The following is a 17,290-nucleotide window of genomic DNA, read 5'->3' as shown; positions in this document are numbered from 1 at the left end:
CCTTGGCCACCTTTTGGGGGGAAATGATACGCGTCGACGAGTTTTTGCCGGCGCGGGACATTCAAGGTCTCAATCACCAGAGATCCCGCTGACCACAGTCAGCTCGGCATAAACCCCAAGAAGTTTGCGCACAATTCAGCTCGAACACGGTTCGTTCCGCGCGCTCCAATCTACCTTCTCCGCTGAAGCCCTTTCATTCCTTATTTTCGGCTCGCGCTTTCAAGCTGCGAGCATCGTCTGTGCTGACAGTCCGCACCGGCCACAAAAAAAGACGAGACGTTGCCGCCTCGCCTTTCTGCATTGATTGATACAAAAAGCAGTCAGTAGGACATCATCGCAGGCAATTCCTTGGCCTGCTCGACCCACTTGGTCACCTGTGCCGTTCCCGGCACCTGGCGCACCAGCTTCTTTTCAACATTCACTTCAGACATCTTCTCTGCAAGGTTTTCCGCATTGCGATGCTTCAGTTCCTTGACCGTGTCCACGCCTGCAGCTTCCAGAAGCTCGGAATACTCTTCACCGACACCGCTGATGCGCATCAGGTCAGCCATGTTGGCCCACTTGAGAATACGGCCTGCTTCGATACCGGTTTCGTCAGCGAGCGCCTTTCGGCCCTTCGGGTCCTTTGCGCGCTCAAGATAGGCTTCCGTGGTCTTGATCCCAACGGCGCCAAGCTTTTCAGCGTATACCGGACCAATTCCCTCGATTTCAGAGATCGAATACGACATTTCCAAAGTTACTCCCTAATTTCCCCGAACTTCATTTGGGACAACTAGACGATCTGGCTCAATCCCGGGATCTTCGAAATCACTTCATCTACTGCGTCATCCCCTGCTTTTTCCTTAGCATAGCCAACAAGCTGGCGCACAACAGATTGTACTTCGCCCATACCGAGGCCTTCGGAGGTCAGCTCGTTCAATGCGCCCATGGCGCCCATTCCCGGGACCATGCCGCCCAAGCCGCCGAGCAGGCCACCACCCTTGGAGTCAGCCTCACGTTCTGCAACAAGTTCGGCGGCACCCGGCAGAGCGTCAAAAATCTGTTGCATCTGTTCGGCAGGACCATCCTTATTGAGAAACTTGAGGATAATTGCCACGGCGTTGCGTGCAGCATCCTCACTGATCCCAGTAGCGGATACGATGCGGGTGATGAGTTCTTCCATTTCGGTCTCCCAATGAAGGCGGGCCAGACGGGAACGTTCGGCCAAGATGATGACAAGGGCTATACACTGTGTAACAGCCCGGCGTCGACGGGAACATGACGTATTGGGAAGGCTTTTTTCGTCTCGTTTTGTATCGTGCGAGACTTGGGCAGGCACCGGGGAGACTGGAGCGGAATGGACAGCATTTATATTGGTGGCAGCACCAAAGACGAGAAACTTCTGCTCAAGCTTGCAAACCGGCATGGATTGATTACTGGGGCAACCGGAACCGGCAAGACCGTCTCGCTCCAGATCCTGGCGGAAGGCTTTTCTGCTGCGGGCGTCCCCGTCTTCTGCGCCGATATCAAGGGAGACCTTTCCGGACTGTCGACCGCCGGCACCGAAAAGGACTTCCTGGAAAAACGGGCCGCCGACATCGGGTTCTCCGACAGTTACACCTATGAGGCCTTTCCCACGGCCTTTTGGGACCTTTACGGCGAACAGGGTCACCCGGTTCGCACCACCGTCACCGAAGTTGGTCCGCTGCTGCTGGCACGTCTGCTGGAGCTCAACGACACCCAGGAAGGTGTCCTGAACATCCTTTTCGAGCTTGCCGACGATGAAGGCCTGCTGCTGCTCGACCTCAAGGATCTTCGCGCGATGCTGGCGCATGTCTCCGACCGGGCATCCGAGCTTTCCCGGCTTTATGGCAATGTGTCGAAGTCATCCATCGGCGCCATTCAGCGGCGCCTGCTGGTTCTCGAACGTCAGGGCGGGGACAATCTTTTCGGTGAGCCGGCGCTTGATATCCGCGATTTCATGCGCACGGCGCACGACGGGCGCGGCGTCATCAACATTCTGGCAGCCGACAAGTTGATGAATTCGCCAAAGCTTTATGCTGTGTTTTTGCTCTGGCTGCTGTCGGAACTCTTTGAAGAACTGCCCGAGGTCGGCGATCCCGAGAAGCCGAAACTCGTCTTCTTTTTCGATGAAGCGCACCTTCTCTTCAATGACGCGCCCAAAGCATTGATTGAAAAAGTGGAACAGGTCGTGCGCCTGATCCGCTCAAAAGGTGTCGGCGTCTATTTCGTCACCCAAAACCCGCTGGATGTGCCCGATACGATCCTGGCGCAGCTGGGCAACCGTGTGCAGCATGCGCTGCGCGCCTTCACCCCCCGTGATCAAAAAGCCGTGCGCGCAGCTGCCGAAACCTTCCGGCCAAATCCCAAGCTCGATACGGAACGGGTCATCACCGAACTTGGCGTCGGCGAGGCGCTCGTTTCCACGCTTGAAGGCAAGGGCATCCCGTCGATTGTTGAACGGACGTTGGTGCGCCCGCCCTCGTCGCGGCTTGGGCCGGTGACCAAGGCAGAGCGGCGTGAACTGATCCAGTCGAGCGCGGTGTTCGGGCTTTATGAGCGACTGAAGGACCGGCACTCGGCCTACGAAATGCTGGAACAACGCGCCCAGGACGAGCTGCGGCAAGAAGAAAAGCAACGGAGCAAGGAAGACCGCCACACCCAAAAGCATGGCGAACCCCGGCGAACACGTTCCGGCTTCGAACTGCCCGACTTTGGCCGCGACGACCGTCCCCGCCAAGAAAGCAGACGCAAAACCACCAGCCGCCGCAGCAATCGTGACAGCGTTCTGGAGGCCGGCATGAAATCAGCAGCACGCAGTCTCGGCACTTCGCTCGGGCGAGCTCTGGTTCGAGGTCTTCTGGGCTCCCTCAAGCGCGGGTTTTAGAACCGCGACGAGGCAACCGACTTTGCTGGTTCAACGCTGGAGATTGGCACGGGCATCCACAGGTGCGGAACCACCGACTGGCCTGGATTGAAGGGCGAGAAGATTGCGGCCAGCCGCTTTCGATTTGCACCGCGCTCGAAGATGTGGCCAATTAGGTCTCCTCTTCGGGCACGACCCGAATCTCAATTCTTAAGACAACTCCAAGGATGACCGATGAGCACCATCGAGAAGGTCCTCACACGGATCGACGCCGATCTGGACAACTCCCTTTCGCGCCTGTTCGACCTCTTGAAGATCAAGAGCATCTCGACCGATCCTGCCTATAAGGACGAATGCCGTACGGCGGCGGAATGGCTGGCGAAAGAACTGACCAGCATCGGCATCGACGCAACAGTCCGCAGCACCGCAGGCCATCCGATGGTCGTCGGCCACCGCAAGTCCGGCAAGCCGGGACCGCATGTGCTTTTCTACGGCCACTATGACGTTCAGCCTGTCGATCCGCTGGAGCTGTGGGACACCGATCCCTTTGAACCACGGATCGCAACCCGCGAGGATGGCACGAAAATCATCGTTGCCCGTGGTTCGGCCGACGACAAGGGCCAGCTGATGACCTTCGTCGAGGCGGCCCGCGCGTTCATTGCAGAGACGGGCGATCTTCCCATCGACGTCTCGGTCCTGTTCGAGGGCGAGGAAGAATCCGGATCGCCGTCGCTGCATCCCTTCTTGACTGCCAACAAGGACGAGTTGTCCTGCGATCTGGCCCTTGTTTGCGACACGGGCATGTGGGACGCCGATACCCCGGCCATATCGATCATGCTGCGCGGCATGGTCGGCGATGAGGTCATCGTGAAGGCGGCCTCCCGCGATTTGCATTCCGGTCATTATGGCGGCGCGGCGCAGAACCCGAACCACATCGTCGCCAGCATCATTGCCGGGCTTCATGACGAAAACGGCCGGATCACGCTGCCGGGCTTTTATGACGGCGTCATCGACATGCCCGAAGAAGTCACCGCTATGTGGGACAAGCTCGGCTTCTCAGCCGAAGACTTTCTCGGTGACATCGGGCTGAAATACATGCGCGGTGAAAAAGGCCGGCAGGCGCTTGAGCACATCTGGACACGGCCGACTGCAGAAGTAAACGGCATGTGGGGCGGTTATCAGGGCGCCGGTTCCAAGACGGTAATCCCGGCTGAAGCTCATGCCAAGTTCACGTTCCGCCTCGCCGGCGACCAGGATCCGGACAAGATCCGCGATGCCTTCCGGGCGTATGTGAAATCGAAGATCCCCGCAGATTGCACTGTCGATTTCATTGCGAAGGACGGCAGCCCGGCCTTGCGCCTCGACTTCGACATGCCGGCCCTGGCCAAGGGACAGGCAGCGCTCAAGGCGGAATGGGGCAAGGATGCAGCCCTCACCGGTATGGGCGGGTCCATCCCGATCGTGGGTGATTTCAAGCGCATGCTCGACATGGATTCCCTGTTGATCGGCTTCGGCCTTGAGGATGATCAGATCCACTCGCCAAATGAGAAATACAACCTCAAGAGCTTTCACAAGGGCATCCGCTCCTGGGCGCGCGTGCTTGACGAGTTGGCAAAGGACTGATGACATTCAGCGGGCCGCTGGTGCGGCCCGTTTTCTTTTGAAACCGACATCTCAGCAACGACGAGACACAACATGAAATCCGTTTGCGTCTTCTGCGGTTCCAGCTACGGATCGAACCCGGTCTATACCCACGCCGCCAGTGAAACCGGTACGCTGATCGCCAAACAGGGGCTTACCCTGGTTTATGGCGGCGCCAAGGTTGGGCTTATGGGCACTGTTGCCGATGCGGCTCTGGCTGCCGGCGGCGAAGTCATTGGCGTCTTGCCCACCTCACTGCAGGAAAAGGAGCTCGCTCACGACGGCCTTTCGGAACTCCACATTGTCGGTTCGATGCACGAGCGAAAGGCCCAGATGGCGGAGCTGTCCGACGCCTTCCTGACCCTGCCCGGCGGAGCTGGGACGATGGAAGAACTGTTCGAAGTCTGGACCTGGGGCCAGCTCGGTCTGCACAACAAGCCCTGCGGCTTTCTCAACACCCAAGGCTTTTATGACAAGCTTCTCGGCTTCCTGGATTTTCAGACCCAAGAGGGCTTCATGAAGCCGGTGATGCGCGACATGGTCCAGGCGGCCGCCAATCCCGCTGACCTCCTCGAGATGTTTCGGGCCTATCAGCCGCCCGCCACGCCCAAGTGGATCGAAGCCGAGGAAACCTGACGCCGCCTTCTTCCGACCGCCACGGCTTCAGACAATCCATCTGTCGACAATCTGTTAACCCGTCTTTGCATCGCGCATGGACGGGTGCTAAGAGCTGGCTTCGCTGGAATAGTCCCTCCAGCCAGTTCCCTTCCGGAGTTTCCTGTTTCATGCGTTCACCGCTCCTTGGTTTTGCCTGTCTTCTCGGTCTTCTTGCCGCTGCATGCTCTCCGACAGTCGATTACGACGGCCCTGTCCAGATCGCCCGAACATCAAATGTGACGCTGGTGCAGATCAACGACGACACAGTTGGCGGCATCACTGCGGAAACCACCTATGGCGAGAAGTCGATCGCAGCGGCTCTGCCCGGCTTCACCACCGAAGGCGTTCAGACCGCCGTGGAAGACACCACTGAATGGGCGATCGCAGCTTTCAATTCGGACGGTTTTCAGGTTCTTCAGGTCTTCAAGGGTAAGGGTGGCAAGGTGCGCACAGTCCATGGCGTGACCCACCATTTGCAGGGGCCAAATGGCGAGCGGATCGGCATGACCTTCTCTGAGATCGGCTCTGCCAGCGCAGATTGCCGGGTCGGACGCAACTTGTGGCGCGGTATGGCAATCTGCAAATCCAAGGGGCACAAGAACGTCGAACTCGTCTACGCGATCCCTGGATACCAGGGACCGTTCGATAGGCTTCCCCCGTCCAAGGAGCTTTTCGACGCCCAGTTGCAGCGGATCGTCTGGACGCCCCGCTCCTGATCCATACTTAGCTGCTGTCGAAATGACTAGACGTGTGGCTCTGAGTTGACCGGCACGGCACCCACCGGCCGCCAGACGTTGCGCTTCTTGGCATATTTCTCCATCGCATCTGCGATGGGCATGAAAAGCTGCAACTCCCGCTCTCGGATGCCGGGCAAGGACTTGGGATCAAGCCCCGTCCACGGCAGGAAGGGGTTCCGGCGCATGTGCCAATGCACTTCGCAGCGCACAGTCGGCTTGTCGGACGGCGTCCGCCCATGAAAGGCAAAGGTATCCGCCACGACCAGCGTATTGGCCGGCACGGCCATGCGCTTGGGCTGGGGCAAACCGAGTGCCTCCAGTTCCTCTGAGCTGATCCGGAATGAGCCGCTGGCATGATGGGAATCCTGGCCGCGACTTGCAGACATCGAGCACTGATGCTGCCAATCGAGGCGTTTTTCCATCAACTTGTGAGAGCCAGGAACAAAACAGAAGGGGCCATCGTCCTCGCCAACGTCCTGCAAAAAGAGCCAGGCTTTTGAGGTGGCATGGAACGTGTCCGCATGGACGTTTGTCTGCGGATCTTTCTTGCCAGAAGGCTGAGCGATGACGGTCTGCAGAAAACCCATGGGCTGTCCGCTCTGAGAGGCAGCATAGCGGATCTGGGCCACCGCTCTCGGATCTCGAAGTGCGCGCGCAATCGCTGGATTGACGTTCAGGATAGCCGGGGGCAAGGGCGTCATCCGCGTCACGGCCGCACCCTGGCGCATCTCACGAGCTTCGAACGGCTTTCCGAAGATCTCCTGTTTCAGGGCTTCGAAGTCCGCGTCAGGCAGGAAATTACGCGTAACAAAATAGCCGTTTTCATCAAAAAACGCGCGGTCCTCTGAGTTCAGTGTCGAGGCCAGCCTCTTGCGCCGTGCCGCCGCAAGATTGGCCGCGATCTGGACCCGCTTTTTATGAAGCCCCCAGCTGTTGAGAGTCTCGCTGCCCAGGATCGGGTTTTTCTTCAAGGACTTTTCGGCTCCGACGACACCCATCAACCAGAAGGGTGCGTTCAGATAGGCAAGGGGTTTCATTGAATTCCTCGACAAAGACTCAAACCAACAGAAGGCAAAGTTACCATGCGGCTTCCGCTTTCAACAGCCTTTCAAACCTCAACTTCGTAAGACCAAGTTCCACCGTGACGGCGGCCGATTCCTCGGCTAAGCCTTGGGAATGACCGAGACAGCACCTCGCAAATCTCTCGACCCGAAGGCTCTGGCTGCCGGAATACGCGCAGGAAACCGAGCGAGCCTCGCCCGCGCGATCACGCTGGTCGAGTCGCGCAAGGCAGAGCATCGCGCCATCGCCCGCGGGCTGATCCAGGACTTGCTCCCGCTTACGGGCAATGCCCAGCGCGTGGGGATTACCGGCGTTCCGGGCGTTGGAAAGTCGACCACGATCGATATGCTCGGTTCCAATCTGACGGCCCAGGGACACAAGGTCGCGGTCTTGGCCGTGGACCCGTCCTCGACGCGCACCGGCGGCTCCATTCTGGGCGACAAGACCCGGATGGCGCAGCTGGCGGTGGATCAGAACGCCTTTATCCGGCCCTCCCCTTCAGCTGGCACGCTCGGCGGCGTTGCCGCCAAGACGCGCGAAACCATGCTGCTGTGCGAGGCTGCAGGCTTCGACATCATCCTGGTGGAAACAGTTGGCATCGGACAGTCGGAGACCACTGTCGCCGATATGGTGGATTTCTTTTTGGTGCTGATGCTGCCAGGGGCCGGCGACGAACTTCAGGGCATCAAGAAAGGCGTGCTTGAGATCGCCGACATGATCGCGGTGAACAAGGCCGATGGCGAGAGTGCGCTTCGCGCCCAAAGCGCCGCCTCAGACTACCGCGCTGCCCTTCATATCCTCGCGCCGCGCTCGCCCACCTGGAGCCCGCCCGTGGTGACCATCTCGGGGCTCGCGAATGAGGGCCTGGATGCCATGTGGGAGCAGGTAACCCACCACCGGGACAAGATGAGCGCGACCGGTGAATTTCAACAACGCCGCGCGGACCAGCAGGTCGCCTGGATGTGGGACCTGCTGCAACAGCGCATGATGGAAGCTCTGACGGGCAATGCGCAGACAGCCGAGCGGCTCAAGCGCCTCGAAGGTGAAGTGCGCGAAGGGCAAACGGCCGTCTCCGTCGCCGTTGAGGAAATCTCCAGTCTGATCGGCGTTTGAAAAGAAACCTTATGACCAAAACCATTCTCGTCACCGGCTTTGAGCCCTTCCCCGGCATGCCTATCAACCCTACCGCTCAGCTGATCGCTCGTTTGCCAAGACGGTTGCCCCCGAGAGCAGGGATCCGGTTCGAGTTTGTTCGGCTACCGACCACCTGGGCCGGACGGCAGACGGTCACCGAGCAATTGCGCAAGGATCTGAAGCCCTCTGCGATCATCCACTTCGGCGTTGACGGAACACGGCGTGGCATCAACATCGAGACCCGCGCAGTCAACCGCGCGACACTGGTCAAGCCAGACGCAGAAGGTCATCACGCCGCCCCCGGCCCTCTGGAACAGGACGCGCCTGCGGCCAAGGCATCAACCTTGCCGGTACGGGCATTGAGAGATGCGGCAGCTCGAAGCGGAGTGCCTGTTTCCCTGTCACACGACGCCGGCACCTATCTTTGCAACGCCACGCTCTGGGACAGCATCTCGAGCGGCACTCCGAGCGTCTTCATCCACGTACCACCGCTGCCAAGAGGAAAGTTTGACACGAGACCTTCCCTGCAAGACATCGAAGCAGCAGCGGTCCAGATTTTGTCTGAAGTCGCGCGGCGGATCTAAAAATCTTTCGAACTCGGCCTCCGCACGACCTCCGTAGACTGGCTCCTATCCCGCGAGAGGCGGGTCGAGAAGGGCAAACCCCTCCTGACGTCGATAGGGGAAGTGCGGATAAGGCGCTTCCTTGAGGCTGGCTTTGTCCAGCTTTTCAATCTGCTGATCGGTCAAGGACCAGCCAATTGCACCGAGATTTTGCCTCAGCTGTTCCTCGTTGCGCGCTCCGATGATCACCGAAGACACCGTCGGCCGCCTCAAGAGCCAGTTGAGCGCGACCTGCGGGATGGTCTTTTCAGTTTCTTCTGCAACCTCGCCCAGAGCGTCGATTACCTTCAGCAAATGCTCGTTGTCCACCGGCGGACCAAAGTCTGCGGTATCATGAAGACGGCTGAGTTCTGGAAGTGGGCGGTCTCGTCTTACCTTGCCGGTCAGGCGCCCCCAGCCGAGTGGGCTCCAGACAAGTGCGCCCAGGCCCTGATCTGCTCCGAGCGGCATGAGATCCCATTCATAATCACGTCCGATCAGCGAATAATAGACCTGGTTTGCGACGTAACGCGGCAGGTTATGTCTGTCGGCGATGGCCAGTGACTTCATGATCTGCCACCCGGAAAAATTCGAAACGCCGACGTAGCGAAGCTTGCCTGCTGTTACCAAGGTGTCCAGTGTTCCGAGAACCTCCTCGATCGGGGTACTCGCGTCAAAGGCATGCAGCTGGAAGATGTCGATGTAGTCGGTTCCAAGACGGCGCAGAGCGTCGTCTACAACCTGGATCAACCTCGATCGCGACGTCCCACGGTCATTTGCACCTTCACCGGTCGGCAAGCCCGCCTTTGTGGAAATCAAAATCTCGCCTCGGCGGCCTTTGATTGCCGCACCCAGGACCTCCTCGGACGCCCCCTCGGAGTAAACATCGGCGCTGTCGAAGAGATTGACGCCAGATTCCAGACAGATGTCCACCAACCTCCGGGCTTCAGCGACATCCGTCCTGCCCCATGCGCCAAAGAGGGGTCCGGAACCTGCGAACGTGCCAGTGCCGAAACTGAGAGCAGGGACCTTGAGGCCAGACGAACCGAGTGAACGGTATTCCATGCGAGTTCCTTTCCGAAGGTAGTTTTGACCAGACGCGGCCGGAATAAGGCTCGCTTCTTTCGGAACTCAATTTAGATTTGAGAAGATCAATGATATAGATAGCCCAATCTCATATCATTCATGAATTGAATTCACTAATGGCTCGCTACGACATTAATCGGTTTTGGGAAATGAGCGTCTTCATCAAGGTGGTCGAAGGCGGCACTTTCTCGGCAGCGGCGATCACCTGCAACATGACACCATCGGCTGTAAGCAAGCTGATTTCACGATTGGAAAAGCGGCTCGAAGCACGGCTTCTCACCCGCTCTACAAGACGCCTGCAACTGACTGCCGAGGGCTGTTCCTTCTACGAGCGATCAAGCCGTATCCTGTCTGATCTCGATGACGCAGAGCGTCAGGCGAATGCGGGAGAGCACCCGGCTGGACGCATTCGCATAAGCACAAGCGCCTCCTATGCAACACATGTTCTAATCCCGATTATCGGCAGTTTCGCTGAACGTTATCCGGACATTACCCTCGACATCATTCAGACCGACGTGGTGGTCGACCTGCTGGCGGAACGAACCGACGTTGCGATCAGAGCTGGCCAGATGACTGACAGCAGATTGACGGTGCGCAAACTTGGCGAAACGGCCCGCGTCATCGTGGCTTCGCCGGAGTATCTCGCAAAAAATGGAACACCTCAGTCGGCAGAGGACCTTCACCGCCATCGGATCATCGGCCCAACCTATGCACGGACAATCGAAGGCTGGCCCTTGAGGGGAGAAATGGACGTCTTTCCCATGGCGGTCAAAGATCATATCCAGGCCAGCGACGGTGAGGCGATCCGCCAATTGGCGCTTGCAGGCGCAGGACTGGCGCGCCTGACCGCCTTTACGGTCCAGGGTGATATTGCTCACAAGCGTCTCGTTCCGGTGCTCGAGCATCTCAACCCCGGAGACCGGGAGGCGTTCCATGCAGTCTATGTCGGCCAGGGCGGACCGGTCCCCGCCCGAGTAAAAGCATTGCTGGACTATCTCAAGGAGAACGGAAAGGTTTACTAGTATCGGGTCCAACTGCAACGCCATCCGGCACAGGCGTTGCAATACTCTCCGCATGAGCCGATTTTTTTCCAGATCCGGGACACAAGTCCCCTCGCCTGTCGACTTAAGCCGCCGCACGTTTCTTGCTGGCACATTGGGTGGCACCGCCTTGTGCCTATCCGGGACGGCCTCGAGCGCGGCCATTCAGATCGCAGACCTGCGCGGTTCCATGGATGCCAGCGAGCTGGGACTGGTTCCAAATGCCTCGGACGATCAGACGGCACTCTTCCAAAATGCGATCAACCGGGCGGTCGAGAAAGGACGTGCGCTGTTTCTTCCGGCCGGCAACTATCCGGTTGCCAATCTGCGCTTTCCCTCAGGCACGCTCATTGTTGGCGTTCCAGGGCGCACCCGCCTGATCTACCAGGGCGGAGGCGGACTGCTGGCCACAGCAGAAGGTGTCTCCAATGTCTCGCTGTCTGGCCTTACGTTTGACGGTGCCAACCGCAGCATTGGCGGTCACACCGAAGGCCTCCTGCATTTCGTTGGCGTTCGCGAACTGTCCCTGACGGACAGCTCCATTGTCGGTTCGGCGCAAAGCGGTGTTGTGGCTGACCGGTGTTCGGGCCGGATTTCGGGCTGCATTGTCACCGGCGCCGCCGAAGCGGCCATCCGGTCGAACGAAGCCACCGGCCTTCAGATCACAGACAATGTCATTGCCGACTGCGCCAATGGCGGCATCTGGGTACACCGCTGGAAGCAGGGCGAAGATGGCACCCTGGTCTCCGGCAACCGGATTGAACGCATCGGCGCGAAACATGGCGGGACAGGCCAGTGGGGCAACGGCATCAATGTTTTCCGCGCAGATGGCGTGGTCGTCTCCGGCAATCGTATCGCTGACTGTGCTTTCTCCGCGATCCGATCCAACACGGGCTCAAACGTTCAGATCATCGGCAACTCCTGCCTGCGCTCCGGCGAAGTCGCGATCTACTCGGAATTTGCCTTTCAGGGCGCGCTGATTTCCAACAACCTGATCGACGGCGGCACGACCGGCATTTCCATCGCCAACTTCATGGATGGTGGCCGCCTGGCTGTCTGTTCAGGAAACCTGATCCGCAATCTCTCCGCCACGGGGCCTTATCCGCCAGAAGTTGCAGGCTTCGGCATTGGCATCGCTGCAGAGGCAGACACCACCATCACCGGCAATGTGATCGAAGGTGCTCCGCGTTTTGGCCTGTTGCTCGGCTGGGGCCCGTACATGCGCAACATCGTTGCCTCGCAGAATGTCCTGCGGTCCTGCGGCACCGGCATCGCTGTCACTGTGGTGGACGGAGCCGGATTAGCCGTGATCAGCAACAACGTGGTTCAAGGGTCCGACAAGGATGCGATCGTCGGCTACCGCTGGCTCGACAAGGCCACCCGTGAACTCAACAACACCCAGGACTGGTCACATCTGTCTGTGATGGGCAACCAGGTCGCGGCCTAGGTCCGGCAATCAGTCGAGACTGAAACGCAGGGACAAGCAGGACAGGCCGCCGTCGACCTTGCGGGCTTCGTGGGTCGGCAGAACGACGGTCTTGAAGCCGGCGGCCTCAACTACATCTCGCGTCTTAGGATAGCCCTCGGGCACCAGCACAACGTCGTTCACCCGGATCACGTTTGCCGCATACTCTTCATCTTCCGGCACCTGAACGGTCTTCCGATCACCGAAAAATCCGCTGTCGATCATGACATTGGTCGCGAGGATGACACCTTCGCCCAGGGTCGAACAGGCGGTCTTGAAATGCAGCACCCCCTCAGGCGTTTCGGCGACGCGGGCGTTGTAGCCCCATTCCGCCAAAAGCGCAGCGAAAGCATCCGCGCCGCGCCTGTCTGTGCGGGCGGACAAGCCAATCAGAATTTCATCATCCAGCGTCAGGACGTCGCCGCCATCCACGTGCCCGTCTCCAGGGATCTCGACAACCGTGTCGAAACGCGCCTCGAGCGCGGCGCGAATTTCAGCTGCCTCGCCCTCTCGGCTTGCTGTACCGGGACGCAAGAGAATGGCACCTTCAGGCAGGCAGAATGCGGGATCTTCTACAAAGCAGCTGTCGGGAAACCCTTCCAGTTGCGGCAGTACATCGACGGTCAGCCCGGCCGCTTTCAACGCATTGACGTAGGCGGCATGCTCAGCGCGAAAGGCTTCTCCGCTGGGGTTGCCTGTATCAACAGCTCTGAGGCCATCTGCCACGCTGTCGGCAGGAACGCGCGTGATTGCGTGAGTGAAACGCCAGGAGAGACCTTCGCGATGCGGCATTGGGCGAAACCTTGAGTTTTCAGACTGAGCTTAGGCGAGCGCGTCCTTGAGGGCGGAGAGGAAGGTTTCGGACGGCTGGACTTCGCCAGCCTCGAAACCGACACGGGTGCGGATCGGCGGATTGACATAGGCATCCAGTGCCTTGGCTTCTTCTTCGCTCTTGTCCAGCAAAACTTCAAGAACAGCGCCCATCATGGTCTCCGCGCCGCGCGTGCCACCGTCGTCGCACTTCAGCGCAACGCCGAGGCCCTTTTCGGGGATCGACGCGCAGAAAACACCTTCCGCGCCGAACTTGACGAAAACGCGCCCCTTGAAGGCCGCCATGATGTCGGTGCAGAAACGCTCCGTGCCCGCCACCATGAAGGGTTCGTTGACGCAGGCCTCATACAGACGCTCGCAGGCCTGCGCCCGGTTCGGCTCCAGATCCTTGCCTGTGCCGAAGACTGCAAAGGCTCGCGCGATACCCTTCAGCGGACTGGCATAGGTCGGGATCGAGCAGCCGTCTGTCCCGCAGACATCTGCCGTCAATTCCTCGCCGGTAAATTCTTCGACCGTGGCTTTGATTTCCTGCTGCACTGGATGATCCGGCAGCACATAGCCCTTGGTAGGGGCCCCCAGAACCTTGGCAAGACCAAGAAACCCGGCATGTTTGCCCGAACAATTGTTATAGAGCGCGCCCGGCTCCTCATCGGCTCGGACCAGATCGGCGATGTCCTCGAGCCGCTTCGGCCACTGAGAGCCGCACTCCAGATCATCCTCGCTCAGGCCAGCCTTGATCAGCATCACACGGGCGGATTTGACATGAACGCCTTCGCCGTTGTGAGACGCACAGCAAAGCGCCAGTTCCGCGTCATCGAAATCCAGTGCGTCGGCGGCTCCGCTCTCGACCAGTGGCAGGGCTTGAAGCACCTTGATGGCGGAGCGCGGAAAAACCCGGGCATCCGCGTCGCCAATCGCGCAGACAAGCTTGCCACTGTCATCGACAACCGCCAGAGACCCACGGTGACGGCTCTCCACCAACTTGCCGCGGGTGACTTCAACGGTGACTGGATTGGTCATAAACGACACTCCTTGGTCGGAATTTGAATGGCTGAAGCGGCTTAGTGGGCCACCACCTCCTGAAGATCAGCCGTCATCCAGTTTTCCAACCGGCTCATGGCCTCATCAATGACGTGATCCTGTTTGCAGAAACAGAAGCGGATGAAGTTGGTCGGCGCGTCGCCGCCGTAGAAGGCGGACACAGGAACAGCTGCAACACCGGCCTCTTTGACCATACGCTGACAGGCCTCAACGTCCGTGTCGCCTATGCCAAGCCCCGTGATGTCGCAGGTCAGGAAATAGGTTGCCGCGCAGGGCAGAACGCCAAAGCCAAGTTTTTCAAGCGCCCCGGCCATGCGATCGCGTTTGGCCGCAAGGTCCGAAGCGAGGCCCTCATAATAGGCCTCATCCTTTGTCAGCCCCGCAGCGACGGCCTTCTGCAGGTTCGGCGGCGTGGTGAAGGTGACATATTGATGGGCCTTGGCAATCGGGTCGATGAGCTGTGCTGCGCCCGTGATGTAGCCGACCTTCCAGCCGGTCAGCGAGAAGGTCTTGCCCGCAGAGCCAATGCGCAGGGTGCGCTCGGCCATGCCGTCAAACTTCATGAGAGGATGATGGCGCGTGCCGTTGAAGACCAGGTGCTCATAGACCTCGTCGCAAATCGCATAGACATCATGGCGAACACAGAGCTCTGCGATGGCCTTGAGCTCGTCTTCGGAGAACACCTTGGCAGCCGGGTTCATCGGATTGTTGATCAAGATCGCCTTGGTTTTTTCCGTGAAGGCGGCTTCCAGCGCCGCAAGATCGAGGGCCCAACTTGGCGGCGTGACCCTCAGACGTACTGGGATGCCGCCCGCACGCTTGACCAGCGGCAGATAGCAATCATAGAGCGGCTCGATCAGGATCACCTCGTCGCCCGGTTCAACGAGCGCAAGAATGCAATCATTCAGCGCTTCTGTCGCACCGGAGGTCACGACAACCTGGCTCTGCCAATCGATATCCAGGCCGTAGAACCGCTTGTTGGCGGCAGCGACCGCCTGGCGAAGTTCTGGCAGGCCCAGCATGGGCGGATACTGGTTCGGTCCGTCAACCAGTGCCCTTGCCGCGGTCTCACGAATGTCCAAGGGACCGTCCACATCGGGAAATCCCTGCCCCAGATTCACGGCTTCATGCGCCATTGCCAGCCGCGACATGGTTTCGAAAATCGTGGTTTCCAGCCCAGTGAAAACGGGATTGGTGGATTTCATCTTGGGACCTCCCGGCCGATCGCGATTTACACGCGATTTCTAGTGTCTAATTTCGCGTTGTAGCCTTGAAGATGAACCGCGTCGAGTGGGTTTTCTTTCGTGTCTTAAAACCATGTGAAGCCCGGCCTTTTGTGAGCAAAAGCACCCAAGGTAATCGACCGGCTTCTCCATCCCCGAAATTGCGTCCTAAAGAGGATAAATGCTGCGTTTGCGCTTACCTACAGCCCGCACGGCGGCGTGCTCTTGGGACACGCTTGCGACAAGCTCTTGCCCAACTCGCTCGGCGGCTGCCCTTACAGAAAACCTGATCCTGCATGCAAAAAGCCCGGAGCGATCTGTCCCGGGCCTTCTTGTTTGTCCGTGCTGTGTTCTAGGGCTCAGTGGCTCTTGAACTTGCGGATTTCACCTGATTTCAGGCGTTCCATGTAGCTGATCATCTCCCGCTTCACGACCGGCATCAGGACATAAAGTCCAATGATGTTGACGACCGCCATGGCGAAGATGGCCGCATCGGAGAAATCAATGACCGGCCCAAGATTGGCCGCGGCACCAATGACGACGAAAATGCAGAAGATGACCTTGAAGACGATCTCCTTGGATTTGCCTTCACCGAACAGGTAGGTCCAGGCTTTCAGACCGTAGTAGGACCAGGAAATCATTGTCGAAAAGGCGAAGAGGATCACCGCGACGGCCAGGACATAGGGGAACCAGCTGAACGCACTGCCGAAGGCAGCCGAGGTCAGACCAACACCGGATGCGCCGGAAGCGGTCACGATGCTGCCGTTCTCAACCAGATAGTTTCCGGTCGCCGGATCGATCACCAACTGCTGCGTGATGATGATCACCAACGCGGTCATTGTACAGATGACAACCGTGTCGATGAAGGGTTCAAGCAGAGAGACGACACCCTCGGTGATGGGTTCCTTTGTGCGAACCGCAGAGTGCGCGATCGCCGCAGAACCGACGCCCGCTTCATTGGAGAAGGCCGCGCGCTTGAAGCCCTGGATCAAGGCCCCGACGAAACCGCCCGCAATGCCCAGACCGGTAAAGGCGCCTTCGAAGATCTGGCCAAATGCCCAGCCGACCTTGTCCACGTTCATCAGGATGATGACCAATGCGGCCAGCACATAGAGAATGCCCATGAAGGGCACGACCTTTTCGGTCACGCTTGCGATCGACTGCAGCCCGCCGATGATGACAGCAAAGACGACGCCGGCGAAAATGATGCCGGTGATCCAGCCTGGATAATCACCAACGATGCCAGCGATCTGCTGGTGCGCCTGGTTGGCCTGGAACATGTTGCCGCCACCAAGCGCACCAAGGATACAGAAGATCGCAAAGAGCACCGCAAGGATTTTCCCGCCCGGAACACCCCGTTCGGCAAAGCCCTTGGTGATGTAATACATCGGGCCGCCGGAGACCGTACCGTCGGCATATTCATTGCGGTACTTCACGCCCAGCGTACACTCGGTGAACTTGGAGGCCATGCCCATCAAACCCGCGAGGATCATCCAGAACGTTGCGCCCGGGCCGCCGATGCCGACGGCGACGGCCACCCCGGCGATGTTCCCCAGCCCGACGGTTCCCGAAAGGGCTGTGGCCAGTGCCTGGAAGTGACTGACCTCCCCTGCATCATTTGGATCCGAGTAATCGCCTTTGACCAGCGAAATCGCGTGACCAAAGGCGCGGAACTGAATAACGCCGAAATAGACGGTAAAGATGGTTGCGGCGACGACTAGCCAAGCAACGATCCAGGGAAAGCTGGTGCCTGGAAAGGGACTAAAGATCAGGCTGACAAACCAGCCCGTCGAGGAAGAAAACAAGGCATTGACCTGCTCATCAATGGATTGAGCGACCGTTGGACCTGCTGAAAGCACAAGGGCCGCAGCTCCGAGCGCGGCTTTTCTGATTGTTTGCATGACA

At 59.0% G+C, this 17,290-nt stretch carries 16 protein-coding genes; 8 read left to right on the top strand and 8 right to left on the bottom strand.

Translation table 11 applies throughout. The features are described from left to right. Positions 1-320: 320 nt before the first annotated feature. Both IG617_RS00645 and IG617_RS00640 read right to left on the bottom strand, forming a co-directional pair. Positions 321-728: a DUF4332 domain-containing protein gene (locus IG617_RS00645; protein ID WP_192106391.1), complete on the bottom strand. Its 408-nt coding sequence runs from the start codon at positions 726-728 to the stop codon at positions 321-323. A gap of 44 nt (positions 729-772) precedes the next feature. Then, complete coding sequence (locus IG617_RS00640) at positions 773-1,162, bottom strand: DUF2780 domain-containing protein (RefSeq protein WP_192106389.1); 390 nt, start codon at positions 1,160-1,162, stop codon at positions 773-775. A 174-nt stretch (positions 1,163-1,336) separates the two neighbouring features. Here IG617_RS00640 and IG617_RS00635 point away from each other — a divergent pair, with 174 nt between their 5' ends. The 4 genes from IG617_RS00635 (at position 1,337) to IG617_RS00620 (ending at position 5,880) form a co-directional block, all read left to right on the top strand. Beyond that, positions 1,337-2,887: a helicase HerA-like domain-containing protein gene (locus tag IG617_RS00635; protein WP_192106387.1), complete on the top strand. Its 1,551-nt coding sequence runs from the start codon at positions 1,337-1,339 to the stop codon at positions 2,885-2,887. Between the two features lie 213 nt (positions 2,888-3,100). Continuing rightward, a complete protein-coding gene (locus IG617_RS00630) occupies positions 3,101-4,489 on the top strand; it encodes a dipeptidase (protein ID WP_192106385.1) in 1,389 nt (462 codons plus the stop codon). Positions 4,490-4,561: 72 nt separating this feature from the next. After that, positions 4,562-5,143: an LOG family protein gene (locus IG617_RS00625; protein WP_192106383.1), complete on the top strand. Its 582-nt coding sequence runs from the start codon at positions 4,562-4,564 to the stop codon at positions 5,141-5,143. Between the two features lie 149 nt (positions 5,144-5,292). Beyond that, entirely contained in the window at positions 5,293-5,880 is a 588-nt protein-coding gene (locus IG617_RS00620; RefSeq protein ID WP_192106381.1) for a DUF1131 family protein, read from the top strand. A gap of 26 nt (positions 5,881-5,906) precedes the next feature. Here IG617_RS00620 and IG617_RS00615 read toward each other — a convergent pair whose 3' ends face one another. Beyond that, the gene (locus tag IG617_RS00615) at positions 5,907-6,938 is read right to left on the bottom strand and encodes a phytanoyl-CoA dioxygenase family protein (protein ID WP_192106379.1); all 1,032 of its coding nucleotides are present in this window, start codon (positions 6,936-6,938) and stop codon (positions 5,907-5,909) included. Between the two features lie 139 nt (positions 6,939-7,077). Here IG617_RS00615 and meaB point away from each other — a divergent pair, with 139 nt between their 5' ends. Both meaB and IG617_RS00605 read left to right on the top strand, forming a co-directional pair. Next, complete coding sequence (meaB, locus tag IG617_RS00610; RefSeq protein WP_192106377.1) at positions 7,078-8,076, top strand: methylmalonyl Co-A mutase-associated GTPase MeaB; 999 nt, start codon at positions 7,078-7,080, stop codon at positions 8,074-8,076. An 11-nt stretch (positions 8,077-8,087) separates the two neighbouring features. Continuing rightward, positions 8,088-8,681 (top strand): pyroglutamyl-peptidase I, encoded by a 594-nt coding sequence (locus IG617_RS00605; RefSeq protein WP_192106375.1) that lies wholly within the window; start codon positions 8,088-8,090, stop codon positions 8,679-8,681. Between the two features lie 45 nt (positions 8,682-8,726). On the opposite strand, the gene IG617_RS00600 is transcribed toward IG617_RS00605, so the two are convergent. Next, a complete protein-coding gene (locus tag IG617_RS00600; RefSeq protein WP_192106373.1) occupies positions 8,727-9,764 on the bottom strand; it encodes an aldo/keto reductase in 1,038 nt (345 codons plus the stop codon). A 137-nt stretch (positions 9,765-9,901) separates the two neighbouring features. Between IG617_RS00600 and IG617_RS00595 the strand changes: the two genes are divergently transcribed. Both IG617_RS00595 and IG617_RS00590 read left to right on the top strand, forming a co-directional pair. After that, entirely contained in the window at positions 9,902-10,807 is a 906-nt protein-coding gene (locus tag IG617_RS00595) for a LysR family transcriptional regulator (RefSeq protein ID WP_192106371.1), read from the top strand. Positions 10,808-10,859: 52 nt separating this feature from the next. After that, positions 10,860-12,272, top strand: a complete 1,413-nt coding sequence (locus IG617_RS00590; RefSeq protein WP_192106369.1) for a TIGR03808 family TAT-translocated repetitive protein — start codon at positions 10,860-10,862, stop codon at positions 12,270-12,272. Positions 12,273-12,281: 9 nt separating this feature from the next. Here IG617_RS00590 and IG617_RS00585 read toward each other — a convergent pair whose 3' ends face one another. The 4 genes from IG617_RS00585 to IG617_RS00570 all read right to left on the bottom strand — a co-directional run bounded on the left by IG617_RS00585 (position 12,282) and on the right by IG617_RS00570 (position 17,286). Then, on the bottom strand, positions 12,282-13,082 hold the full coding sequence (locus IG617_RS00585; protein WP_192106367.1) for a dimethylarginine dimethylaminohydrolase family protein: 801 nt from the start codon (positions 13,080-13,082) through the stop codon (positions 12,282-12,284). Between the two features lie 30 nt (positions 13,083-13,112). Then, positions 13,113-14,141, bottom strand: coding sequence for an asparaginase (locus tag IG617_RS00580; protein WP_192106365.1), 1,029 nt, complete (start codon positions 14,139-14,141; stop codon positions 13,113-13,115). A 41-nt stretch (positions 14,142-14,182) separates the two neighbouring features. Next, positions 14,183-15,367, bottom strand: a complete 1,185-nt coding sequence (locus IG617_RS00575) for an aminotransferase (protein WP_192106363.1) — start codon at positions 15,365-15,367, stop codon at positions 14,183-14,185. Positions 15,368-15,744: 377 nt separating this feature from the next. Continuing rightward, positions 15,745-17,286: an alanine/glycine:cation symporter family protein gene (locus tag IG617_RS00570; protein WP_192106361.1), complete on the bottom strand. Its 1,542-nt coding sequence runs from the start codon at positions 17,284-17,286 to the stop codon at positions 15,745-15,747. Positions 17,287-17,290 lie beyond the last annotated feature (4 nt).

The sequence above is a fragment of the Roseibium polysiphoniae genome, assembly GCF_014842925.1.
GTDB lineage: Bacteria > Pseudomonadota > Alphaproteobacteria > Rhizobiales > Stappiaceae > Roseibium > Roseibium polysiphoniae.
The sequence above is the reverse complement of the archived record's forward strand: the minus strand, read 5'-3'. Positions and strand labels throughout refer to the sequence as shown.